20 protein-coding genes and 2 pseudogenes are annotated in these 22,986 nt (G+C 53.8%); 4 read left to right on the plus strand and 18 right to left on the minus strand.

Features of this window, described 5'->3' with window-relative positions; all coding sequences use genetic code 11:
- Nucleotides 1-15: 15 nt before the first annotated feature.
- From paaK to paaA, 11 genes are all read right to left on the minus strand, one after another.
- Entirely contained in the window at nucleotides 16-1,332 is a 1,317-nt protein-coding gene (gene paaK, locus EC843_RS01700) for a phenylacetate--CoA ligase PaaK (RefSeq protein WP_121813504.1), read from the minus strand.
- 22 nt (nucleotides 1,333-1,354) lie between these two features.
- Nucleotides 1,355-2,563 (minus strand): 3-oxoadipyl-CoA thiolase, encoded by a 1,209-nt coding sequence (gene pcaF / locus EC843_RS01705; protein WP_133521488.1) that lies wholly within the window; start codon nucleotides 2,561-2,563, stop codon nucleotides 1,355-1,357.
- Complete coding sequence (gene paaI, locus EC843_RS01710) at nucleotides 2,560-2,985, minus strand: hydroxyphenylacetyl-CoA thioesterase PaaI (RefSeq protein ID WP_064546655.1); 426 nt, start codon at nucleotides 2,983-2,985, stop codon at nucleotides 2,560-2,562. Before paaI ends, pcaF begins: the two co-directional genes overlap by 4 nt.
- Nucleotides 2,975-4,459 (minus strand): 3-hydroxyacyl-CoA dehydrogenase PaaH, encoded by a 1,485-nt coding sequence (paaH, locus tag EC843_RS01715; RefSeq protein WP_166642020.1) that lies wholly within the window; start codon nucleotides 4,457-4,459, stop codon nucleotides 2,975-2,977. Before paaH ends, paaI begins: the two co-directional genes overlap by 11 nt.
- The gene (paaG, locus tag EC843_RS01720) at nucleotides 4,459-5,244 is read right to left on the minus strand and encodes a 2-(1,2-epoxy-1,2-dihydrophenyl)acetyl-CoA isomerase PaaG (protein ID WP_064546651.1); all 786 of its coding nucleotides are present in this window, start codon (nucleotides 5,242-5,244) and stop codon (nucleotides 4,459-4,461) included. Before paaG ends, paaH begins: the two co-directional genes overlap by 1 nt.
- A 2-nt stretch (nucleotides 5,245-5,246) precedes the next feature.
- Nucleotides 5,247-6,014 carry a 2,3-dehydroadipyl-CoA hydratase PaaF gene (gene paaF / locus EC843_RS01725; protein WP_064546649.1) on the minus strand — a complete coding sequence of 256 codons (768 nt, stop codon included), beginning with the start codon at nucleotides 6,012-6,014 and terminating at the stop codon, nucleotides 5,247-5,249.
- Complete coding sequence (gene paaE, locus EC843_RS01730) at nucleotides 6,014-7,081, minus strand: 1,2-phenylacetyl-CoA epoxidase subunit PaaE (protein WP_064546647.1); 1,068 nt, start codon at nucleotides 7,079-7,081, stop codon at nucleotides 6,014-6,016. Before paaE ends, paaF begins: the two co-directional genes overlap by 1 nt.
- 7 nt (nucleotides 7,082-7,088) lie before the next feature.
- Nucleotides 7,089-7,589, minus strand: coding sequence for a 1,2-phenylacetyl-CoA epoxidase subunit PaaD (paaD, locus tag EC843_RS01735; protein ID WP_064546645.1), 501 nt, complete (start codon nucleotides 7,587-7,589; stop codon nucleotides 7,089-7,091).
- 10 nt (nucleotides 7,590-7,599) lie between these two features.
- Nucleotides 7,600-8,355 carry a 1,2-phenylacetyl-CoA epoxidase subunit PaaC gene (gene paaC / locus EC843_RS01740; protein ID WP_121813510.1) on the minus strand — a complete coding sequence of 252 codons (756 nt, stop codon included), beginning with the start codon at nucleotides 8,353-8,355 and terminating at the stop codon, nucleotides 7,600-7,602.
- Between the two features lie 8 nt (nucleotides 8,356-8,363).
- Complete coding sequence (gene paaB, locus EC843_RS01745; RefSeq protein WP_064546641.1) at nucleotides 8,364-8,651, minus strand: 1,2-phenylacetyl-CoA epoxidase subunit PaaB; 288 nt, start codon at nucleotides 8,649-8,651, stop codon at nucleotides 8,364-8,366.
- 61 nt (nucleotides 8,652-8,712) lie between these two features.
- Nucleotides 8,713-9,630: a 1,2-phenylacetyl-CoA epoxidase subunit PaaA gene (paaA, locus tag EC843_RS01750; RefSeq protein WP_064546639.1), complete on the minus strand. Its 918-nt coding sequence runs from the start codon at nucleotides 9,628-9,630 to the stop codon at nucleotides 8,713-8,715.
- A gap of 286 nt (nucleotides 9,631-9,916) precedes the next feature.
- Here paaA and paaZ point away from each other — a divergent pair, with 286 nt between their 5' ends.
- The 3 genes from paaZ to tyrP all read left to right on the plus strand — a co-directional run bounded on the left by paaZ (nucleotide 9,917) and on the right by tyrP (nucleotide 15,897).
- Nucleotides 9,917-11,947: a phenylacetic acid degradation bifunctional protein PaaZ gene (gene paaZ / locus EC843_RS01755; RefSeq protein ID WP_064546637.1), complete on the plus strand. Its 2,031-nt coding sequence runs from the start codon at nucleotides 9,917-9,919 to the stop codon at nucleotides 11,945-11,947.
- A 203-nt stretch (nucleotides 11,948-12,150) separates the two neighbouring features.
- A complete protein-coding gene (tynA, locus tag EC843_RS01760) occupies nucleotides 12,151-14,412 on the plus strand; it encodes a primary-amine oxidase (protein WP_064546635.1) in 2,262 nt (753 codons plus the stop codon).
- A 273-nt stretch (nucleotides 14,413-14,685) separates the two neighbouring features.
- Nucleotides 14,686-15,897, plus strand: coding sequence for a tyrosine transporter TyrP (gene tyrP / locus EC843_RS01765; RefSeq protein ID WP_064546633.1), 1,212 nt, complete (start codon nucleotides 14,686-14,688; stop codon nucleotides 15,895-15,897).
- Here tyrP and EC843_RS01770 read toward each other — a convergent pair.
- Nucleotides 15,894-16,790 (minus strand): ABC transporter six-transmembrane domain-containing protein, encoded by an 897-nt coding sequence (locus EC843_RS01770; protein WP_064546631.1) that lies wholly within the window; start codon nucleotides 16,788-16,790, stop codon nucleotides 15,894-15,896. The genes tyrP and EC843_RS01770 overlap by 4 nt on opposite strands.
- Before the next feature lie 94 nt (nucleotides 16,791-16,884).
- Here EC843_RS01770 and EC843_RS01775 point away from each other — a divergent pair, with 94 nt between their 5' ends.
- Entirely contained in the window at nucleotides 16,885-17,463 is a 579-nt protein-coding gene (locus EC843_RS01775) for a TetR/AcrR family transcriptional regulator (protein ID WP_133521490.1), read from the plus strand.
- A gap of 10 nt (nucleotides 17,464-17,473) precedes the next feature.
- On the opposite strand, the gene EC843_RS01780 is transcribed toward EC843_RS01775, so the two are convergent.
- From EC843_RS01780 to EC843_RS01805, 6 genes and pseudogenes are all read right to left on the minus strand, one after another.
- Nucleotides 17,474-18,328 carry a transporter substrate-binding domain-containing protein gene (locus EC843_RS01780; RefSeq protein ID WP_166642049.1) on the minus strand — a complete coding sequence of 285 codons (855 nt, stop codon included), beginning with the start codon at nucleotides 18,326-18,328 and terminating at the stop codon, nucleotides 17,474-17,476.
- A 51-nt stretch (nucleotides 18,329-18,379) separates the two neighbouring features.
- A complete protein-coding gene (locus EC843_RS01785; RefSeq protein ID WP_121815623.1) occupies nucleotides 18,380-19,153 on the minus strand; it encodes an amino acid ABC transporter ATP-binding protein in 774 nt (257 codons plus the stop codon).
- Nucleotides 19,143-20,069: an amino acid ABC transporter permease gene (locus EC843_RS01790; RefSeq protein ID WP_064546623.1), complete on the minus strand. Its 927-nt coding sequence runs from the start codon at nucleotides 20,067-20,069 to the stop codon at nucleotides 19,143-19,145. Before EC843_RS01790 ends, EC843_RS01785 begins: the two co-directional genes overlap by 11 nt.
- 9 nt (nucleotides 20,070-20,078) lie before the next feature.
- Nucleotides 20,079-20,585 (minus strand): GNAT family N-acetyltransferase, encoded by a 507-nt coding sequence (locus EC843_RS01795; protein WP_064546621.1) that lies wholly within the window; start codon nucleotides 20,583-20,585, stop codon nucleotides 20,079-20,081.
- Nucleotides 20,586-20,595: 10 nt separating this feature from the next.
- A pseudogene (locus EC843_RS01800) lies at nucleotides 20,596-21,552 on the minus strand (ABC transporter substrate-binding protein); the annotation flags it as partial.
- 117 nt (nucleotides 21,553-21,669) lie between these two features.
- Nucleotides 21,670-22,971 (minus strand): annotated as a pseudogene (locus EC843_RS01805) (LLM class flavin-dependent oxidoreductase); the annotation flags it as partial.
- Nucleotides 22,972-22,986: the final 15 nt, after the last annotated feature.

The raw sequence follows: 22,986 nt of genomic DNA on the forward strand, positions 1-22,986 counted from the left end.
TAATGCGGGATATTGTTACTGATTCGCCGCTGTGCGCAAATCACACACGCGAATCGCTTTGCCTTCCGAACGTGGCAGGCTACCGCAATTCACAATGCTGATATCGGTAGAAATCCCGACCATCGACTTAATGCGATGACGTAACTGGTGGCACACCGAGCAACGTTGTTCATGGCTCAGATACAAGCTGCTCTCTTTCAGCTCCACCTTGACAGAAAGCGTGTCGAGATGGCCGTCGCGGTGCACTTCCAGTTGGTAATGCGGTGCCAGATGCTCAAATTTCACAATCTCTTCTTCGAGTTGTGACGGGAACACATTCACACCACGGATGATCAACATATCGTCTGAACGGCCGGTAATGCGGTCCATACGGCGCATGGTGCGCGCGGTGCCTGGCAGTAAACGCGTCAGGTCGCGGGTGCGGTAACGAATCACCGGCAACGCTTCTTTGGTCAGCGTGGTAAACAGCAATTCGCCCTGCTCACCATCTTCCAGCGGTACGCCGCTAATTGGGTTAACGATTTCTGGATAGAAATGATCTTCCCAAATCGTTGGCCCGTCCGTGGTTTCCAGGCATTCCATCGCCACACCTGGGCCCATCACTTCCGACAGCCCGTAAATATCCAGTGCTGTAATACCCAAACGACGTTCGATTTCACGGCGCATGGCGTGGGTCCACGGTTCTGCACCAAACACCCCAACACGCAGCGAGCAATCGCGCGCATCGCCACCCATCTGGCGTTCCAGCTCTTCAATCAGGTTCAGACACCAGGACGGCGTCACCATAATCATATCCGGGCGGAAATCGCGGATTAGCTGTGCCTGTTTCTCGGTTTGCCCGCCAGACATCGGGATAACGGTGGCTCCGAGGCGTTCAGCGCCATAATGCGCACCCAGCCCGCCGGTAAACAGCCCGTAACCATAAGCGACGTGAATTTTATCTTTCGGCGTACCGCCTGCGGCACGCAGCGAACGAGCCACAATATCCGCCCAGGTATCAATATCTTTTTGCGTGTAACCGACCACCGTTGGCTTACCGGTGGTGCCGGATGACGCGTGAATACGCACAACTTGCTCCATTGGCACCGCAAAAGTGTCGAACGGATAGTTGTCGCGCAAATCCTGTTTGGTGGTGCAGGGAAAGAGGCGAATGTCCTTCAGCTCTTTGAAATCGTCAGGGTGTACGCCGACTGCATCGAACTTACGTTTGTACATCGGCACATTGTTATAGGCGTGGTTGAGCGTCCATTTCATACGCTGCGTTTGTAAGGCCTGCAGCTCATCAATTGATGCCGTTTCAATCGGTTCCAGCTTTGTAGTAGAGGTTATCATTATAGGGTACTCGCAGGTTTGATTAGCTCACACGCTCAAGGATCAGGGCAATGCCCTGGCCAACACCGATACACATCGTACACAGGGCATAACGGCCATTGCGGCGATGTAGTTCGTGGCTGGCGGCTAGCGCCAGTCGGGCTCCACTCATTCCCAAAGGATGGCCTAACGCAATCGCGCCGCCGTTGGGATTAACATGTGGGGCGTCGTCAGGCAGCCCCAACTGTCGTAATACCCCCAACGCTTGCGCGGCAAAGGCCTCGTTCAGTTCGATAACATCCATATCGTTGATGGAGAGTCCTGCAAGCTCCAGCACCTTGCGGGTCGCAGGTACTGGTCCAAGCCCCATCAGACGCGGTTCAACGCCAGCGGTTGCCATCGCCACAATACGGGCTTTTGGCGTTAAACCATGGCGCAGTGCCGCAGATGCGCTGGCAATAATCAATGCTGCCGCACCATCGTTGACACCGGAAGCGTTACCGGCGGTGATCACCCCGTTTTTGCGGAATGGCGCTTTTAACGCGTTGAGTTGTTGCAAAGTTGTTTCATGGCGCGGGTGTTCGTCTTCGCGAACCTCAGTCACCGCTCCTTTTTTCCCTTGCAACACCACCGGCACGATCTCCTGTGCCAGTACGCCATTGATGCGCGCTTGCTCTGCACGTTGCTGGCTACGCCAGGCAAACGCATCTTGATCCGCCCGGCTTATGCTTAACAACTCCGCTACATTCTCTGCCGTTTCGGGCATGCTGTCAGTACCAAAGTGTTCAGCCATGAGCGGGTTCACAAAACGCCAGCCGATCGTGGTATCAAACAGTTCTGCCTGGCGCTGAAACGGCGTATTTGCCTTGCCCATCACGAACGGCGCACGCGACATCGACTCCACGCCACCGGCAATCATCAGCTCAGCATCACCGGCTCTGATGGCTCGCGCCGCCATGCCTAACGCATCCAGACCGGAGCCGCATAAACGGTTGATGGTGGTACCGGAAAGCGTCTGTGGGAGTCCGGCAAGCAGTGTCGCCATTCGCGCCACGTTACGGTTATCTTCCCCTGCCTGGTTGGCACAACCGAGGATCACGTCATCCACCGCGTTCCAGTCCAGATTCGGGTACCGCGCCATCAGCTCTTTGAGCGGGATTGCGGCCAGGTCATCGGCTCGCACCGAAGAAAGTGCGCCGCCGTAACGGCCAATTGGCGTGCGGACACCATCACAGATAAAGGCGTCTTTCATAGTTTGGCTCCAGAGAGAGTGGTTCCGATACGGTGCGAACGCCCGCGAAACAGTGCGATGGTTTTCTCATCCTGATTGATAATTTCAATGTCATAGACGCCCGTCTGCCGCCCCTGAGTGCGCACCTGGGCAATCGCTGTCAGCGTGTCCCCCGCTTTACCCGGACGCACAAAATCGATACTGCAACCGGAAGCCACCGCCGCCAGCCCCTGGCTGTTACAGGCATAAGCAAATGCGGTATCCGCGAGGGTAAAGAGTTGCCCGCCGTGGCAGGTTTGATGGCCGTTGAGCATCGCGGTGGTAATGGTCATGGTTAAGCGCGCAAAGCCTTCACCCATTTCCTGAATTTCAATTCCCATCTGCTGCGCGCAGTTGTCGCGAGCGTACATTTCGCGGGCATTCGCCCAGGCATTAGTGCTCATGTTGAGTCTCCAGAAGCGTGCGTTGACGCAGCAGCGAGGTCGGGCGATAACGCTCCTCACCATAATGTTGTTGCAGGTTTTCCAGCAGGCGCAGCACATTTTGCCAGCCCAGCTCCGCGCCCCACGCCAGCGGGCCACGCGGGTAATTCACACCCAGGCGCATCGCGGTGTCGATGTCCTGCTCGCTGGCGACCCCTTTTTGCAGTGCGTCTGCTGCTTCATTTGCCAGCATCGCCACGGTGCGCCATACCAACAGGCCAGGGTAATCGCGGATCTCCAGCACCTGTTTGCCTTGTTGCTGGAAAAAATGAATCGCTTTGGCGGTTTGTTCTGGCGTATTGCCAGCGGCGGCAGCCAGCACAACCAATGGCGATGACTGCCAGTTGTTAATCAAATCAATCAGCACCACCGGGCAATTCAGCCGTTTTGCTAATTGAGTTGCTGTTTCGCCTTGCGTGACTTCAACCCGCACTTCGTCCAGTTGTAACCATGAATCAGTGACACTGTCACCGAAATCACTATTATTTAGCCAGGCCGCACGCCCGTGGCGCTCAATCAGCTGTGCACCCGCGCTGGCAGGCAGCGCGGCCAGATAAGGCAATTCTTCATTGAGTGGCCAACGATAGACACCCTGCCCGGTTTTCTTACCCAAACGCTTACCGAGTACCAGTTCTTGCTGAATCAGCGACGGCAGAAAACGGCGCTCCTGCCAGAAACCGTTGAACACCGAACAGGTCACCGCAAAATTGACGTCCTGGCCGATTAAATCGGTCAGCGCCAGCGGCCCCATCGGGAAACCGCCGCAATCACGCAAGGCCGCATCAATCACGCCCGCAGGGGCAATTTGTTCTTCCAGTGCGCGCCAGGCTTCCGAATAAAACGGACGCGCCACGCGGTTGACGATAAAGCCAGGCGTTGAGTGGCAACGCACCGGTTGTTTCCCCCAACGCAGCGCCAGACTGGTTAGGCTCTCCAGCACAGCGGGCGCGGTTTCCAGCCCGCTCACCACTTCCACCAGTTTCATCACCGGAGCCGGATTAAAGAAATGCAGCCCCGCCACACGCTGTGGATGTGGCACACCGCTGGCAATCGCGGTAATCGAAATTGACGAGGTGTTACTGGCAAAAATAGTTTCTGCTGAACAGACGGTCGCCAGGTCGCGGAAAATCGCCTGTTTGATGTCGATTTGCTCGGCTGCCGCTTCAATCACTAATGCAGCATCCGCCAGTTCATTTAATTCTTGTGCGGCGGTTAAGCGGTTAATCACGGCATTTTTCTCAGACTCGGTGAGTTTGCCTTTTGCTACGCGGGCGCTCAGTACGGTGGCGATGCCATCAATAGCACGAACGGCGGCATCGGGCTGGATGTCATAAATTTTAACCGGATGCCCGGCTTGCGCGGCAACCTGGGCAATGCCCGCGCCCATGGTGCCGCTGCCAATCACCGCGATAATCGATTGTGGAGTCAGCATCATCATTTCCCCTTAAACACCGCAGGGCGTTTGGCGAGGAAGGCCGACACACCTTCGCGATAATCTTCACTTCTGCCTGCCATACGCTGGTAATCGCGCTCCAGATCAAGCTGCGCATCCAGCGTGTTAGTTTCTGAGGCATACAGCGCTTTCTTCACCAGACCAAGGCCGAAGGTTGGCTGGCTGGCAAAATGCGTGGCAAGCTGGCGGGCGGTATCGTTTAACGCTTCGTCGTCAACCACTTGCCAGATCATCCCCCACTGTAGCGCCTGTTCTGCGCTCAGTTTGTCGCCCATTAATGCCAGCCCCATCGCCCGAGCATGCCCGGCAAGACGTGGCAGATACCAGGTGCCGCCGCAATCCGGTACCAGACCTAGTTTGCTGAAAGACATCACAAAATTGACCGAACGCGCCGCAATCACGATGTCGCAACCCAGCGCCAGCGTGGCTCCGGCACCGGCGGCAACACCATTTACCGCCGCGATCACCGGCTTGGGTAATTTTGCCAGGCGCTTAACCAGCGGGTTGTAGAAGTTTTCCACCGACGCGCCTAAATCCGGTGCATCGCCGCTTGGGTCGACGTTGCGGTCGTTGAGATCCTGCCCGGCACAAAACCCACGCCCGGCACCGGTAATCAGCAGGCAGCGAATGGACTCGTCGCGCTCGGCCTGCGTCAGCACTTCTGCCAACTGGCGGTGCATTTCGTCGTTAAAGCTGTTCAGGCGTTCAGGGCGATTGAGAGTCAGCGTCATCACGCCGTTTTGCACATCACTAAGAATGAAATTCATGGTTATCGTCCTTTAAACGCAGCGGGTCGTTTTTCAAGAAATGCGGCAATGCCTTCCTGCCGGTCTTCAGTGGCGGCCAGTAGCGTGAAAAGCTGGCGCTCATGCTGTAATCCCTGGCTGAGTGAAAGCTCATGCGCCTGGCGCAGTGCTGTTTTCGCCGCCTGCAACGCCAGTGGCGCATGTTGTGCGATGCGTGCCGCCAGTTTTTTGGTGTATTCCAGCGTCAGGGCTTGTGGGCAAACCTCTGCCACCAGTCCGGCAAGCTGTGCCTGTTCGGCGCTAATCGCTTCGCCCGTGAGTACCATTTTGTAGGCCAGCGCTTTGCCAACACTGCGAATCAGTCGTTGTGTGCCGCCCGCCCCAGGCATAATGCCGAGGGTGATTTCCGGCAGGCCAAAGCGTGCGTTGTCACCCGCCAGTACGATGTCGCACAGCATCGCCAGCTCGCAGCCTGCGCCCAGTGCATAACCGTTTACCGCCGCCAGCAATGGCTTGTTAAAGCGTTCGATACGCGCCCAAAGCTGTGGACGAGGATCGTTGAGCGTGGCGGGCATATCGCGGTTCGCCATCTCTTTTAAATCAGCACCTGCGGCAAAAAAACGCTCGTTGCCGGTAAGCACCACAGCACCAACGTTTTCATCGTGTTGCGCACTTTCCAGCGCCTGCGCAATGTCTTCGAGCAGCGCGTTGTTTAACGCGTTACGCGCTTGCGGGCGGTTAAGCGTCAGGGTTAGCACGCGGTCATTCTGGCTAATCAGTAGCTCGTTCATTAAAGCCCCTGCGCATCAAAGTCGATGACCACGTTGTCGCCTTTCGGTAAGGCCTGGCAACTGAGGATGTAGCCCGCCGCCAGTTGGTCTGGCTCGAGGCTGTAGTTAACGCCCATTTCTACTTCACCGCTGACCACTTTGCAGCGGCAAGTGGCACACACCCCGCCTTTACAGGCGTAAGGTAAATCCGCACCCTGGCGCAAGGCCGCATCGAGAATGCTTTCGTCATCGGAATCGAGGATGATTTTGCGGTCGCGTCCGTCCTGGCGCAGCGTCACCACTTTGCCTGCCGCTTGCTCACGGCGACGCAGGCTTGGTGCGCTGCCAGGCGTGTTGAAGTGTTCAATAAAGATGTTTTGCTGTGCGACACCCATCGCCAGTAAAGCCGCTTCTGATTCCTGCATCATGCTTTGCGGACCGCAGATAAAGGTGCGGTCAAAGCCTTTCAAGTCGAGCAGATTGTCACCCAGCGCTTTGAGTTTCGCGCCATCAAGACGCCCGCTCAGCAACTCGCTTTCTTGTACTTCCTGGCTGAACAGGTAAATCAGTTGCAGGCGTTGCGGATAGCGGTCTTTTAAGTCGGCCAGTGCCTGGCGGAACATCATGCTGCGGCTGCTGCGATTGCCGTAAACCAGCGTGACGCGGCTGTCAGATTCAGTCGCTAATGTGGCGCTAACAATCGCTAACATCGGCGTGATGCCGGAACCGACCGCCAGCGCCAGATAGTTGCCTGCGGTGTCGTGCTGCGGCTGGTAACCAAATGTCCCCTGCGGGATCATCACGTCCATCGCCATTCCCGCCGCTAAATCGCTCACCGCGTACTGCGAAAAACGCCCGCCTTCGATGGCTTTCACCGCCACACAAATTTCACCGGGCTGTTCGGCGCGGCAAATGGAGTAGCAGCGGCGTAACTCTTCGCCACCGAGACGTGTTTTCAGCGTCAAATGCTGGCCAGGTTTAAAGGCGTAATGTGTCTGCAATTCGGCAGGCACGGCAAAAGTGATGGCAACCGCTTCAGGAGTTTCCTGCTCAATGCGCGCCACCGTTAGCGAATGAAACGTTGTCATGGCAACCTCAAATACATTTAAAGTAATCAAAGGGTTCGCGGCAGCTATCACAGCGGTATAACGCTTTGCAGGCCGTAGAACCGAATTCGCTAATCAGCGAGGTGTGCAAACTGCCACAGCGTGGGCAACTCACTTCCACCGCAGCTGATGTGGCGTGGCAAGCATGCCCTTGTGGCGGGCTGATGCCGTATTCACGCAGCCGAGTTTTGGCGGTTGGCGTCATCCAGTCGGTGGTCCACGCCGGGTGCAACATCTGTTCGATGTGCACCGGTTGGTGCCCTGCTTTTTCCATCGCTTCACGAATCGCCGCCAGCAGAAAATCTGTCGCCGGGCAGCCGGAATAGGTTGGCGTGAAACCGATGTGCCAGCCGTCATCACGATGGTGAACACTGCGTACCATGCCGAGATCGGTGATGGTCAGTACCGGGATTTCAGGGTCGCTGATTTGCCCGAGAATGCGCCAGACCTCGCGGGTTTGCGCCGGTTCCACCACATCGAGAGTTTGCATCTTTACCTCACTACCATTGCTGATTGGGGTACGCGCGTTGCAGGTACTGCATATCTGCCAGCAACGGGCCGAGATGTTCGGTATGCAGCCCCTGTTTGCCGCCGGTGCGATATTGCGCTTCCTGTGGTTTGACGAGTGTGGCCGCCAGCAACGTGCCGAACACTTCCTCTTCCCAGGCCGTACGCAGCGTGCGCGGGTCGACCGCAATCCCAAGTTGTGCGAGTTCGATTTCCAGCTCGTCGGCTTCAAACATTTCGCCGCTAAAACGCCACAGTTTGTTCAGTGAATGCTGCATTTTTTGCTGCGAAAACTCCGTGCCGTTGCCCAGACGCACCAACCAACCGCGGCTGAAGCGCAGGTGGTAACGCACTTCTTTGATAGCTTTCGCGGCAATTGCCGCCAGTTGTGCATCGCGGCTCAGCGCCAGGCGCTCAAACAGCACCACATGCCAGGCATCCAGCAGGTACTGGCGCATCAGGGTGTCAGCGAAATCACCGTTCGGCTGCTCAGCCAGCAACACATTGCGGTATTCGCGCTCGTCACGGCCAAATGCCAGTTTGTCTTCATCAAACTCGGCACCCTGAAGTTCAGCGGCATAGCTCAGGAAGTTGCGCGCCTGGCCGAGTAAATCGAGGCCGATGTTCGCCAGCGCCAGGTCAATCTCCAGCTCCGGCGCGTGTCCACACCACGCGGTTAAGCGCTGTGCCAGCACCAGACAGGTATCGCCGAGGCGCAGGGTGTAAGTGGTTAACGGGGAATAAGTCATTTCACGCCTCACATGTGCTCGATGCCATCAGGGATGGTGTAGAACGTCGGGTGGCGATAAATTTTGGTTTCCGCTGGGTCAAAAAACGCACCGCGTTCTTCAGGTTGTGAAGCAATGATTTCGCTCGCCTTCACCACCCAGATTGAGCAGCCTTCACTGCGGCGGGTGTAGGCATCGCGGGCGTTTTCCAGCGCCATTTGTTCGTCGGCGGCGTGCAGGCTACCCACATGGCGATGGGATAAACCTTGTTTGCTGCGAATAAATACTTCGTATAACGGCCAGTGAACTTTGCTCATGTGTTTTTCCTTCAAATTCGGGTGTCAATGGTGGCATTCCCTCTCCCTGGGGAGAGGGGGGCTACAAATTCTGTTTTGCGGCATACGCCAGCGCGGCTTCGCGCACCCATGTGCCCTCTTCCCAGGCTTTGCGTTTGGCGGCTAAGCGCTCTTCATTGCATAGCCCACGTCCGGCGACCACTTCATTAAATTCGTGCCAGTCAATTTCGCTGAATTGGTAATGCCCGCTGGCTTCGTTCCAGTGCAGCCCTTCATCCGGCACAGTCATACCCAGCATTTCAACTTGTGGCACGGTGTTGTCGACAAAACGCTGGCGTAATTCGTCATTACCAAAACGTTTGATTTTCCACGCCAGGCTTTGCGCGCTGTTGGGTGAATTGTCGTCGTTCGGGCCAAACATCATCAGTGCTGGCCACCAGAAACGGTTTATCGCGTCCTGCAACATCTGGCGCTGTTCTTCACTGCCCTGCGCCAGCACCATGCAGGCTTCAAAACCCTGGCGCTGATGGAAGCTCTCTTCTTTACAGATTTTCACCATTGCACGGGCATAAGGGCCGTATGAAGTGCGGCACAGTGCCACCTGGTTCACGATCGCGGCACCATCAACCAGCCAGCCAATCACGCCAATGTCGGCCCAGTTCAGCGTCGGATAATTGAAGATGGAGGAATACTTCATCTTGCCGTCAAGCATCTTTTGGTAGATGTCTTCCCGTGCACAGCCCAGCGTTTCTGCCGCGCTATACAGATAAAGCCCGTGTCCGGCTTCGTCCTGCACTTTCGCTAACAAAATGGCTTTGCGCTTTAAGCTCGGTGCGCGGGTCAGCCAGTTGCCTTCCGGCAGCATGCCAACGATCTCGGAATGCGCGTGCTGACCTATCTGACGAATCAACGTCTTACGGTATTCCTCAGGCATCCAGTCTTGCGGTTCAATCGCGATTTCCTGTGCGATTCGCTCATCAAAACGCTGTTGTTCAGTCACGTCATCACCTTTTATGATTCAAACTAAATTCACAAATCGGGTTTATGTGAATCACTTAATGATTAAAAGTTACAGATAAGTTAACCAAAACACCAAAATTAACACGCGCAGTTTGTGAGCTTTATCACGATAAATTTCAAATATTCTTTATTATTTATGTATATAAGCAAATCACCAAAACTACGCGTAATCACATTGTTAATAAATTATTAAATTACATCTTGATTTTTATGATTCACAAATCAACCATTGATGCAATTAAACGTAATGCTTAGTGGGGTATGCGATGCAGCAGTTAACAAGTTATCTGTCAGGTCAGTGGGCGATGGGCCATGGAAAAGAACGCACGATAAATCATGCAATTAGCGGCGAAGCGCTGTATCAGGTCACCAGTGAAGGGCTTGATATGGCACAGGCGCGCCGTTACGCCATCGACCACGGCGGCACCGCTTTAAGCGCGATGACCTTTGTTCAACGCGCCGCCATGATTAAAGCGGTGGCAAAACATCTGCTGGCAAATAAAGAAGCGTTTTATGCGATTTCTTACCAGACAGGAGCCACCCGCGCAGATAGCTGGGTGGATATTGAAGGCGGTATCGGCACCCTGTTCGCTTATGCCGGGATGGGCAACCGCGAATTACCAGACGATGTATTGTGGCCAGAAGACGAAATGATCCCGCTGTCTAAACAAGGCGGATTTGCCGCTCGCCATGTGCTGACGTCAAAATCGGGCGTGGCACTGCACATCAACGCGTTTAACTTCCCTTGCTGGGGCATGTTAGAAAAACTGGCTCCAACCTGGCTTGCCGGTATGCCGGCGATTATCAAGCCCGGTACTGCCAGCGCGCAGTTGACCCATGCGATGGTGAAATCAATTGTTGATTCAGGGCTGGTACCAAATGGTGCAATCAGCCTGATTTGCGGTGGCGTCGCTAACCTGTTTGATTTGCTCGATGAGCAAGACGTAGTGACCTTTACCGGCTCCGCCAGCACTGGACAAAAGTTACGTTGTCACTCAAATATTGTCGCCCGATCCGTACCCTTCACGATGGAAGCCGACTCGCTGAACTGCTGCGTGCTGGGCGAAGATGTGACGCCGGAACAACCTGAATTTGCGCTGTTTATCCGTGAAGTGGTGCGCGAGATGACCGCTAAAGCCGGGCAAAAATGTACCGCAATCCGCCGTATCTTGGTTCCACAAGCGCAACTTGAAAACGTGGTGCAGGCGCTAAAAGGCAAACTGGAGAAAATCCAGCCCGGCGATCCGGCGCAGGAAGGCGTAAAAATGGGTGCACTGGTCAGCCTTGAACAGCGCGATGATGTGCAAAGTAAAGTGAACCAGCTGGTTGCCGCAGGCTGCCAGATAGTGGTCGGCGGCCACGCCGATACTGCCCTTGCGGGCGCGTTCTTCCCACCAACGTTGTTACTGTGCCAGCAGCCTGATGAAACCCCAGCGGTGCATGAACTCGAAGCGTTTGGCCCGGTTGCCACCGTAATGCCTTATCAGAATGCGCAACATGCGATGGCGCTGGCACGTGCGGGCCAGGGGAGCCTTGCAGGAACGCTGGTCACGGCGAGTGGCGATATTGCCCGCCAGTTTGTGCTGGGTGCCGCGCGTGCTCACGGGCGAATTCAGGTGCTGAACCAGGAATCATCGGTGGAATCCACCGGCCATGGTTCGCCATTACCAATGCTGGTTCACGGCGGCCCAGGCCGAGCGGGTGGCGGTGAGGAATTGGGTGGCTTGCGCGCAGTAAAACATTACATGCAACGCACCGCGATTCAGGGCAGCCCATCAATGCTGGCGGCGGTTAGCCAACAATGGAGCCATGGTGCGGCAGTGAAAGAAGATGCGGTGCACCCGTTCCGCAAACACTTTGACGACCTGCAAATTGGTGAAAGTTTGCTGACAGCTCGTCGCACCATTACCGAGGCCGATATTGTCAATTTCGCCAATCTCAGCGGCGACCATTTTTATGCCCACGTCGACAAAATTGGTGCGGCAGAATCATTCTTTGGCGAACGCGTCGCTCACGGCTATTTCGTGGTTTCTGCCGCTGCAGGGCTATTTGTTGACCCAGGTGTCGGGCCGGTTATCGCCAACTACGGTATGGAAAACCTGCGCTTTATCGAGCCGGTAAAAATCGGCGATACCCTGCAAGTGCGCCTGACCTGTAAGCGTAAGACCGCCAAGCCGCAGAAAACCGCCGAAGATAAACCGGTTGGCGTGGTGGAATGGGCAGTAGAAGTGATGAACCAGGATAAACAGGCCGTGGCTTTATATTCCATTTTGACGCTGGTAGCGCGTAAGAGTTAATACATTTTGTCGGATGACGCTGCGCTTATCCGACCTACGAAAGGCCGTTGTAGGGGGGATAAGCGCAGCGTCATCCACCATTATTTTGATTTTGGCAAACCCAGCAAAATGGTTGGCAAGCAGCGCAATATATCTTGCCTGAGAAGTTGTTATGTTGAATTCATGCCCGTTTATAAAAAACATACGCTAAAAGTGAGAATTTCATGAATTTAATAACTGGAAAGAAAACCCTGGCTTTAGCAATCGCACTTCTGACTTCCCCGGCTGTATTCGCTCACGGCAGCGAAGCGCATATGGTGCCGATGGAGAAAACACTGACTGAATTCGGTGCTGATGTGCAATGGGATGATTACGCGCAGATGTTCACCATCGTGAAAGACGGTGCGTTTGTGAAAGTAAAACCTAATAGCAAATCGGCCATCGTCAACGGCAAAACATTGCAATTACAAGTGCCGGTGATTTTTAAAAAGAAAACCGCTTATATTTCTGAAGACTTTATTAACGAAGTTTTCCAGTCCGGCCTTGATCAAACTTTCGCGGTCGAGAAAAAACCTCATCCACTTAATTCACTGACTGCGGATGAAATAAACCAGGCGGTCAAAATTGTTCAGGGTGCGCCAGATTTTAAACCGGGTATTCGCTTTACTGAAATATCGCTGCATGAACCGCCGAAAGATCAGGTCTGGCAATTCGTTATGACAGGACAGGAGGTCACTGCCCCGCGTCAGGCCGATGTGATTATGCTCGACGGCATTCATATTGTGGAAGGCGTGGTGGATTTAAGTGCCGGTAAAGTGGTGTCGTGGAAACCGATTGAAGGCGCACATGGCATGGTGCTGATTGATGATTTCATCAGCGTACAGACCATTATCAACGGCAGCAAAGAGTACGCCGAGGCGCTGAAAAAACACGGTGTCGACGACCCAACTAAAGTGATCACCACCCCGCTCACCGTCGGCTATTTTGACGGGAAAGATGGCCTGGAACAGAACCAGCGCCTGCTCAAAGTGGTGAGCTATCTTGATACTGGCGATGGCAACTACTGGGCTCACCCAATTGAAAACCTGGTGGCAGTCGTCGATCTTGAGCAGAAGAAAATCATCAAGATTGAAGAAGGCCAGGTCGTTCCGGTGCCGATGAATCCACGTCCGTTTGATGGCCGTGACCGCGTAGCACCCGAAGTTAAACCGCTGGAAATCATCGAGCCGGAAGGTAAAAACTACACCATTACTGGCGATACTATTCACTGGCAGAACTGGGATTTCCACCTGCGCCTGAATTCCCGCGTCGGGCCGATTCTCTCTACCGTGACCTATAACGACAACGGTAACAAACGCAAAGTGATGTATGAAGGCTCGCTCGGCGGTATGATCGTGCCTTACGGCGACCCTGATGTTGGCTGGTATTTCAAAGCTTATCTGGATGCTGGTGATTACGGCATGGGTACGCTGACTTCCCCGCTAGCTCGCGGCAAAGATGCCCCAACAAACGCGGTGATGCTGGATGAAACTATTGCTGATTACACCGGCAAACCGACCACTATCCCACGTGCGGTAGCGGTATTTGAACGCTACGCCGGGCCTGAATATAAGCACCAGGAAATGGGCCAGCCGAATATCAGCACCGAGCGCCGCGAGTTAGTGGTGCGCTGGATCAGTACCGTCGGCAACTACGACTATATTTTTGACTGGGTATTCCACCAGAACGGCACCATCGGCATTGATGCAGGCGCGACCGGCATTGAAGCGGTTAAAGGTGTGAAAGCCAAAACCATGCACGATGAAACCGCCAAAGATGACACTAAATACGGCACGCTTATCGACCACAATATCGTCGGCACCACGCACCAACACATCTACAACTTCCGCCTCGATATGGACGTGGATGGCGAGAATAACAAACTGGTGGCGCTCGACCCTGAAGTTAAACCGAATACCGCTGGCGGCCCGCGCACCAGTACCATGCAGATCAACCAGCACGATATTAATACCGAACAAGAAGCGGCACAGAAGTTTGACCCAGGCACTATTCGCTTGCTGAGTAATACCAGCAAAGAGAACAAAATGGGTAACCCGGTTTCTTATCAAATTATCCCTTATGCAGGTGGCACCCATCCGGTAGCGACCGGTGCGAAATTTGCACCAGACGAATGGATTTATCACCGCCTGAGCTTTATGGATAAGCAACTGTGGGTGACGCGTTACAACCCGGAAGAACGTTATCCGGAAGGGAAATATCCAAACCGTTCGGCGCACGACACGGGTCTGGGTGAGTACAGCAAAGACAATCAATCACTGGATAACCAGGATGATGTGGTGTGGATGACCACCGGCACCACACACGTGGCTCGCGCTGAAGAGTGGCCAATCATGCCAACGGAATGGGTGCACACGCTGCTGAAACCGTGGAACTTCTTCGATGAAACGCCAACGCTGAATCTGGCGGGGAAAAAAGAGCAGAAGTAACCTGGGCTGGGATGTCGTTGTTTTGTCGGATGACGCTGGCGCTTATCCGACCTACGAAAATGTCGACATCCCTCACTGTACGCGCCACGCTTATCCTACCTACAGAACCTGCGAAAGCGTTGGGTTTTGTAGGGTGGATAAGCGCCAGCGTCATCCACCGATAATGTAAATATATCAATACACTTCGCGTAACCCCTGTTTGACGCCTTAGCCATAATCCCTTAATCTGCGCGGCACAATGTCGTTATAACAAGCGTAAATTCAGAGGGAAGCGTGAAGAATCGCACTCTTGGCAGTATCTTTATCGTCGCTGGCACCACAATTGGCGCAGGAATGTTGGCAATGCCACTGGCTTCGGCGGGTGTTGGGTTCGGGGTGACGTTTGTGTTGCTGGTCAGTCTGTGGGGGTTGATGTGCTACACAGCCTTGTTGCTGGTTGAAGTTTATCAGCACGTTTCCGCTGATACCGGGCTGGGTACGCTGGCGCGCCGCTATCTTGGCAAACCAGGGCAATGGTTGACGGGGTTTAGCATGTTATTCCTGATGTACGCGTTAACCGCCGCGTATATCAGTGGCGCGGGCGAACTGCTGGCCGCAAGCCTGAGCCAATGGTTTTCTACCACTATTTCGGTCACCAGCGGCGTGTTGCTGTTCACTCTTGTTGCCGGAGGCGTGGTCTGCATCGGCACCCATATGGTGGATATGTTTAACCGCGTGTTGTTCAGCGCCAAGATCGTCATGTTGGTGGTGATGCTGACGCTGATGATGCCACATATCCATCACACCAATCTGCTGACGCTGCCGCTGGAAAAAGGCCTCGCACTTTCGGCGATCCCGGTGATTTTCACTTCGTTCGGTTTTCATGGCAGCGTACCCAGTATTGTTAGTTATCTGGACGGCAATCTGCGCAAGTTACGCTGGGTGTTTATCATTGGCAGCGCCATTCCGTTAGTGGCTTATATTTTCTGGCAAGTGGCGACACTAGGCGCGATTGATTCAGGCGTGTTCAGCGGATTACTGGCTAATCATTCCGGTCTGAATGGCTTGTTGCAGGCGGTTCGTGAAGTGGTGGCATCAACACATGTTGAGCTGGCGGTTCATCTGTTTGCCGATCTCGCGCTGGCAACCTCGTTCCTCGGCGTGTCGTTAGGGTTATTCGATTACCTGGGTGATTTGTTCAACCGTAATCGTAAAGCGTCAGGCCGTATGCAAACAGGGCTAATGACCTTCGTGCCACCGCTGATCTTTGCCCTGTTCTATCCGCAAGGTTTCGTGATGGCGCTGGGTTACGCCGGTGTGGCGCTGGCGATTCTGGCGTTGATCATCCCTTCACTTTTAGTGTGGAAAAGCCGCCAGATGCAGAAAGAAGCGGGCTACCGCGTTGCAGGCGGCAAGCCGTTGCTGATTGTGGTGTTCGCCTGCGGTATCGCCGTGATTGTTATCCAGGCATTGATTGCCACAGGCGCATTGCCTGAGGTCGGTTAATCCACCAGCCCGGTATTCACACGTTTGCCTATCTCTTTAAGCTGCGAGTATTTCTCCAGCAGAGATGGGCCGTCATCAAGGCTCATGGCAAACATCCACATGTACGTCATGACCGAGTAAATATGCCCGGCGTTCCCGACCCCTTTCACGGTCATCAACATGATGGTCATAGCGAACAGGAACGCTGCGGCAATACCAATTGCCAGATAACCGTAAGCTTCACGGTCAGACAACCGAATACGCACCTGTGCCAAAAAGTTGTAGTGCTTGTTGAGCGTGTTTTCACTGGCATAGCCAACGAACCCCACCTCTTTTTCCAGCCGGTCGTTCAGTTTCTCGTACAGCATTTCGTTCTTGCGCGTATAGCTCGGCAGGAACAGCGCAAAGAAAACCAGCACCACCATGCAAGCCACACCAGCCCAGAACTCGATGGTTAACAGCATGACAACTGCGCCGATTATCGACGCCAGTGAAGTAATCAGCAACGGCAGATGCGTTTCGAAGAAATTGACAAATTCGCGTGACAACGTCACACGTGCTGCAATCGTTGAGTGGCTATGATCATCTTTACGTTGTGCGAGGATCACCGGCACCGCGAGGCCAGCGTAGATTCTGGCGAAAGTGCGGGTGTCCATGCTGCGGCGCGCAGCACCTATCGCCCACATAATAAAAACCACCAGCGCATACAACAACGCATGCAGGGATTGCCCTTTGATGATGGCATTAATGGCAAAGCCCGCCATTAACGGATACAGCAAGTAAACGACGTTCTCGGCGACCACCAGCAGCAGAGTGACAATGAGCTTTTTACTGTGGAGTTTTGCGAGTTTTTTTAAGGTATTCAATGCACCGCGCGATGGTTTAAGCTGAGCGGTTTGCTGACAAGTAGACATGACTTTATATTCTTAGATTGTTATTCTTGAGCGGTTGCTCAAGAATGAAAAGATTCTATTTGAGCACTTGCTCAAAGTCAACGAAGGTACCGTGATGAAAGAAAAAACGTCTGTTCTAAAAGAAAATATTCTTGATGCCGCGATCGGGCTGTTCACGGATAAAGGGGTAGAAAAAGTGACGACCCGCGAGCTAACCGAACAAGTCGGTATCGCCCGTAGCCATATTTATCACTATTTCCCCGACTGGCAGACGTTGTGTATCGCAGCGTTTGAACGCTTTATGTATGCGGAGCTGGAAGCTTTTAGCCAAAAGACGCGCGCCCAGTCACCTGCGCAAGGTTTGAATGTTTTCATCGAAGATTATCTACCTGACCGCGCCGATGCCGTTTGGGAGTTGTACGGCTCGTTGTGGCGGCTGGCGGTGCATAACAAGGTGTACGCCGATCTTGCCCTGACGCTGACCGAAAAGTGGGATGCGTTGCTGGCGAGCATTATTGAAAGCGGCATTGAGAGTGGCGTGTTTCGCCAAACAAATGTCGGGCGGGTGACTCGCCAGCTTAGCGCGTTGCTAAACGGCTATTCGGATCAACTGATTATCGACAATGCGCCGCTGGCCCGCCAACAGGCGCTGGACGATATTCATGGGTTTATAAGCCAGGTCCTTTTGGCTTAACCGGAAATCGCTACGGATAGGTAATCCCTTGCGGATTCACCTCAGACGTCGCCACTTCTTCGCCCTTTTCTCCCCATCGCGCCAACACTTGCTGGTATTCACCACGTTTCGCTGCACCATCCAGTGCAGCTTGCAGTGCATAAACCAGCCCATTACCTTTTTTGGTGGTGGTGGCAACATAGGCTTTCTTCGGCCCTAACCCAACAACACGCGTGGTGCCAGTGAGTGCCGCTTTATAGGCCGCCACACTTTGCGGGCCGAAAGTGGCGTCCGCCCGCCCAGCCTGAATATACAAATTGCCGGAAGCGTCATCGGTCAGATAAATCGGTTGAGCTGCTTTGCGCCCTTCGCGCTCATTGATTTCATTCCAGCCCAGGAGAATTTTTTCCTGATTGGTCCCCGAACCTAAAATGATGCGTAAACCGGCAACATCTGCTGGGCCAGTGATTTTTTGAATTGGGCTGTCTGATTTGACCGCAAACGCCAGCGAATCGACCCGATAAGTCGCGAAATCGAACTTCGTTTTACGCTGCTCGGTCACCGCAATATTCACCAGTGCGACGTCATAGCGACCCGACGTAATCCCCAGTGGCCAGTCTTCCCACGCGGTCGGCACTAGTTTGAGCTTCAGCCCTAGGCTATCGGCCAGCAAACGGGCAATATCCGGATCGCTGCCGATCCTCGTGCGGTTATCACTTGCCAGCAACGCCAACGGCGGAGAGTTGAGCGCGGATATCGCCACCGTCAGGGTTCCCGGTTCCACAAACTTAAAGCCCTGCGGAATTTTGCTGATAGCCAGCGGGTCTTTAGCGGTATGAATCGGTTGTTCATTGGCCTTAAGATCAAGACTCCCTTGGGCATACAGCGTGGTACTGATCATCAATAGCGCCAGTGGGACAAATTTCATGCCTGCTCCTTATAGAACCTTAGATAAAAACTGACGCGTTCGTGAATGTTGCGGATGGTTGAGCACCTCGTCGCTGCTGCCTTGCTCAACGATTTTGCCGTCGACCATAAACACCACGTTATCTGCCACTTCGCGGGCAAAGCCGATTTCATGAGTCACCACCACCAGCGTGGTGCCCGAACGGGCTAATTTCTTAATCACATCCAGCACTTCCCCCACCAGTTCCGGGTCGAGTGCCGAAGTCGGTTCATCGAACAACATTACCCGTGGACGCAAAGCCAGCGCGCGCGCAATGGCGATACGTTGCTGCTGGCCGCCGGAAAGATGGCGCGACCAGGCATCGGCTTTATTGCGCAGCCCCACCACATCCAGCAATTGATACGCCTGCTCAATGGCTTGTTTGCGGTTGAGCTGCTTATGGGCAATTGGCGCTTCAATCAGGTTTTCCAGCACCGTGAGATGCGGGAACAAATTGAAATTCTGGAAAACATAGCCGACGTTCACGCGCTGGCGCAGGATCTCCTTTTCCTTCAGCTCATACAGTTTGTCGCCCGCCAGGCGATAGCCAATGTAATCGCCATCAATCTGGATAAACCCCTCGTCGACACGTTCCAGATGGTTTATCGCCCGTAGCAAAGTGGATTTACCGGAACCCGACGGCCCAAGGATCACCGTTACCGAGCCAGGTTCCAGCTCAAGCGAAATGTTATCCAGCGCTTTATGGCGGCCAAAATATTTGCTGACGCCCGTAATCGAGATATGACCAGTGGGATTATTGGACAGGTGCATGAGCCGTCTCCTGAGTTTGCAGCGCTGGCTGGCGTGATACATTCCGCGCCGGACTTTGTTGATTAATCGCTGAGCGTCTTTCACTGCGTGCCAGCCAGCGTTCAACCAGATGCTGAATCAGCGACAGGACACTGGTGATAACCAGATACCAGACCGCGCCCACCATCAATAACGGGATCACTTCCTGGGTGCGGTTGTAGATCATCTGAATGGTGTAGAACAGTTCCGGCATTGCCAGCACGTAAACCATCGACGTCCCTTTCGCGAGGCTGATAATTTCATTGAAGCCGGATGGTAAAATGGTGCGCAAAGCCTGCGGCAAAATAATGCGCACCGTGCGCCGCCAGGCCGGTAAACCTAAGGCCGCCGCCGCTTCATACTGCCCATGATCGACACCCAAAAAACCACCGCGAATAATCTCTGCGGTATACGCGCTTTGTACCAGTGTCAGCCCGACCACGGCGGTAGAAAATTGCCCCAGCACGTTAATCGTCTGGTAACTTCCCCAGCTTATTTGGGTAAACGGAATGCCAATCGACAACGTGTCGTACAGATAGGAAAAGTTATAGAGAATGATCAGCACCACAATCAACGGTAACGAGCGGAACAGCCAGATATAGCTCCACGCCAGGCTGTTGAGCAGCCATGAAGAGGAAAGCCGCGCCAGCGCCAGTAACCCGCCAAATATCACACTCAGTACCGTGCCAATCAGAGTCAGCAATAACGTTTGCACCAGCCCCTCAAGGATAACCGGGTCGAAGAACCAGCGTGCAAATACGCTCCACTCCCAGCGCGGGTTAAACGCCACCGACTGAACCACAATCGCCAGCACAAACAACGCGACAAAAGCCCCCAGAGTGCGCAGCGGATAACGCGCCGGAACCACTTTAATTGTTGATGGTGTCGTCATCATGATTCCTCAGGCCGTTTTGCGCTGTGTGACAGCAAGCGTTTTGGTAAACCGCAAGCGCCCATCGAATGGTGCAACGCTGTATTCTTCCGGGTTGCGGTGAATATCAAACTGCGGCTGATAACCCAGACTCAGATAGAGTTTTACCGCTTCCGGCTGGCGAAAACCGGTGGTCAGGAAGATATGGCTATAACCGGCAAGCTGCGCTCGGCTTTCCAGCTCACGCATCACTCGTTGAGCCACGCCCTGTTTGCGCAAAGATGAGTGCGTCCAGATGCGTTTGATCTCAGCGGTATATTCATCGAAGGGCTTATACGCGCCGGTCGCAATAATCTCCCCGTCACGCTCCAGCACGATGAATAACCCTTGTGGCGGCAGATACCATTCGGTTAGTTCCACTTCGGCATCACGGGAAAAGTAGTCCCCGTAACGCGCTTCATACTCACCAAACAGCCCGCTGATAATCGGCTGAAGCTCTGCCGCTTCTGGTGAAACATCCCGGAATTGTTCGCGCATTTGCAGCTCCTTAATCGCCAAGACCGGCAGGGTTAATTTCGGACGCCGGGATTTGCTCGACGCCTTCCCCCCAACGGTTCAGCACTTTGTTGTAATCGCCGTTTTTGATAACACCATTAAGCGCGGTTTGCACCGGGTCGACCAGGCCACTGCCTTTCTTCAATGTGACGGCGATATGCGCCGCTTTCGGCCAGCCACCATCGACTACACCGACCAGCTGAGTTTTCTGCGTCAGAGCAGCTTTCCATGCGCCGGTGACGTTCGGGCCAAAAAACGCATCGGCGCGGCCAGACTGCAATGCCAGGGTTTGTGCGGCATCGTCTTTGGTGTAAACCGGCGTGAAAGGCTTAAGCCCTTTCTTCAGGTTCTCTTCGTTCCAGGACAGCAAGATAGATTCCTGGTTGGTTCCTGAGCCGACAATAATGCGCAATCCGGCGATGTCTTCGGCCTTCTCAATCTTCTTAATTGGGCTATCAGATTTCACATAGAAGCCGAGGGAATCTTTGCGGTAAGTGGCAAAGTCGAATTTCTGTTTGCGGTCTTTAGTGACGGTGATATTGCTGATTGCCGCATCGTATTTGCCCGATGTCACGCCCAGCGGCCAGTCTTCCCATGAGGTTGGCACCACATTCAGCTCAAGCCCCAGGCTGTCCGCCACCAGGCGAGCGATGTCCACTTCGCTGCCGAGCAGCGTTTTGTTATCTTCCGCAAACACCGTTAACGGCGGCGAATTGAGTGCCGCGACTGCAACGGTAAATTTACCGGGAACCGCAAAGCGATAATCTTTGGGTAACTGGGCGACAGCCGCCGGATTAACGACAGTATTAATAGGTGTTTTATTAGCTTCCAGGCTGACGCCGGTGCCATTAATGGTGACTTCTTGCGCCAGGGTTTGTGCAGACGAAAGTGCCAGAGCGATAGCCAGAATGAGCGATGTTTTTTGCATAGTGTGTTCTCTTAGTTATTGTGATGTTTGTTGTTTTTGTCGGATGACGCTGCGCTTATCCGACCTGTGAATTGGTTTTGTAGGGTGGATAAGCGCAGCGTCATCCACCGTTTTCACCCATCGTCCAGGTTACGAAAACTGATTCACGGGTTCTGCCAACCCTAAATTTTCACGCAATGTGGTGCCGGGATATTCCGTGCGGAATAAACCTCGTGCCTGCAACACCGGAACCACTTCATCAACAAAACGCGGGAAGGTATCTGGAGTGCCGCCCTGAATAATAAAACCGTCGGCGGCGTGGCTTTCGAACCACTGCTGCAATCCGTCTGCCACTTGTTGGGCGGTGCCAGCAAAACGTGGGCGCGGCGATGCGGCTTCTAGCGCGACCTGGCGCAGCGTCAGATGGCGTTCGTGGGCATTGCGTTTGATTTCATCGGTGGTACTGCGGAAGCTGTTTTGGCCGAGATCGCCAATATCGGGGAATGGCTCATCGAGCGGATACTGGCTGAAATCATGATGTTCAAAATAGCGGCCCAGATAATTCAGTGCATCGGTGACTGACACCAGTGCCGCAGTGGCTTGATACTGGTTTTCTACGTCATCGGCATCTTTGCCAACAATCACGCTCACGCCCTGGAATATTTTTAAATCATCGTCATTACGGCCATGATTTTTAAGTTGGCTCTTAACATCACGATAAAAATACTGAGCTTCTTCGAGCGTATCGTGATGAGTAAAAATAGCATCAGCGTGGCGTGCGGCTAATTTCTTACCGTCATCCGAGGCACCCGCCTGGAATACAATCGGTCTGCCTTGTGGCGTGCGTGAAATATTAAGTGGCCCGGCGACTTTAAAGAAATCACCATGATGATTCAGCGTGTGTAATTTTTCTGGGTCAAAAAATTGCCCGCTGGCTTTATCACGAATAAACGCACCGTCTTCCCAGGAATCCCACAGACCTTTCACCACATCGAGATATTCATCAGCAATGCGATAACGCAGCGCATGTTCAGGATGTTGCTCACGCGAGAAGTTCTTTGCCGAACCTTCCAGTGGTGAAGTCACCACGTTCCAGCCCGCGCGCCCTTTGCTTAAATGGTCAAGGCTGGCGAACTGACGTGCCACCGTGAACGGTTCGCTATACGAGGTCGACAACGTGCCGACCAGCCCTAAGTGTGTGGTCACGCTGGCTAACGCCGACAACACCGTCAGCGGTTCAAAACGATTCAAAAAATGCGGGATAGATTTTTCATTTATATATAAACCGTCAGCAACAAATAAAAAGTCCAGCTTGCCCTGCTCGGCTTTTAACGCAGTCTCTTTGACGAAATCAAAATTAATACTGGCATCGGCAATCGCTGCCGGATGCCGCCATGCGGACATATTCCCCGAAGCACCATGTAAGATTGTTCCAAGGCGCAGTTGTCGATTATCAGACATATTCGATCCTCATTT

Source organism: Buttiauxella sp. JUb87 (assembly GCF_004361975.1).
GTDB classification, from domain to species: Bacteria; Pseudomonadota; Gammaproteobacteria; order Enterobacterales; family Enterobacteriaceae; genus Buttiauxella; species Buttiauxella ferragutiae.

What these genes read in the sequence shown, in the direction of transcription:
- paaK (WP_121813504.1), bottom strand. Translation starts at nt 1,332, where the DNA reads ATGATAACCTCTACTACAAAGCTGGAACCGATTGAAACGGCATCAATT.
- EC843_RS01790 (WP_064546623.1), bottom strand. Translation starts at nt 20,069, where the DNA reads ATGACGACACCATCAACAATTAAAGTGGTTCCGGCGCGTTATCCGCTG.
- paaC (WP_121813510.1), bottom strand. Translation starts at nt 8,355, where the DNA reads ATGACTTATTCCCCGTTAACCACTTACACCCTGCGCCTCGGCGATACC.
- pcaF (WP_133521488.1), bottom strand. Translation starts at nt 2,563, where the DNA reads ATGAAAGACGCCTTTATCTGTGATGGTGTCCGCACGCCAATTGGCCGT.
- paaI (WP_064546655.1), bottom strand. Translation starts at nt 2,985, where the DNA reads ATGAGCACTAATGCCTGGGCGAATGCCCGCGAAATGTACGCTCGCGAC.
- tynA (WP_064546635.1), top strand. Translation starts at nt 12,151, where the DNA reads ATGAATTTAATAACTGGAAAGAAAACCCTGGCTTTAGCAATCGCACTT.
- EC843_RS01775 (WP_133521490.1), top strand. Translation starts at nt 16,885, where the DNA reads ATGAAAGAAAAAACGTCTGTTCTAAAAGAAAATATTCTTGATGCCGCG.
- EC843_RS01795 (WP_064546621.1), bottom strand. Translation starts at nt 20,585, where the DNA reads ATGCGCGAACAATTCCGGGATGTTTCACCAGAAGCGGCAGAGCTTCAG.
- paaF (WP_064546649.1), bottom strand. Translation starts at nt 6,014, where the DNA reads ATGAACGAGCTACTGATTAGCCAGAATGACCGCGTGCTAACCCTGACG.
- EC843_RS01770 (WP_064546631.1), bottom strand. Translation starts at nt 16,790, where the DNA reads ATGTCTACTTGTCAGCAAACCGCTCAGCTTAAACCATCGCGCGGTGCA.
- paaH (WP_166642020.1), bottom strand. Translation starts at nt 4,459, where the DNA reads ATGATGCTGACTCCACAATCGATTATCGCGGTGATTGGCAGCGGCACC.
- paaG (WP_064546651.1), bottom strand. Translation starts at nt 5,244, where the DNA reads ATGAATTTCATTCTTAGTGATGTGCAAAACGGCGTGATGACGCTGACT.
- paaB (WP_064546641.1), bottom strand. Translation starts at nt 8,651, where the DNA reads ATGAGCAAAGTTCACTGGCCGTTATACGAAGTATTTATTCGCAGCAAA.
- paaD (WP_064546645.1), bottom strand. Translation starts at nt 7,589, where the DNA reads ATGCAAACTCTCGATGTGGTGGAACCGGCGCAAACCCGCGAGGTCTGG.
- paaE (WP_064546647.1), bottom strand. Translation starts at nt 7,081, where the DNA reads ATGACAACGTTTCATTCGCTAACGGTGGCGCGCATTGAGCAGGAAACT.
- paaZ (WP_064546637.1), top strand. Translation starts at nt 9,917, where the DNA reads ATGCAGCAGTTAACAAGTTATCTGTCAGGTCAGTGGGCGATGGGCCAT.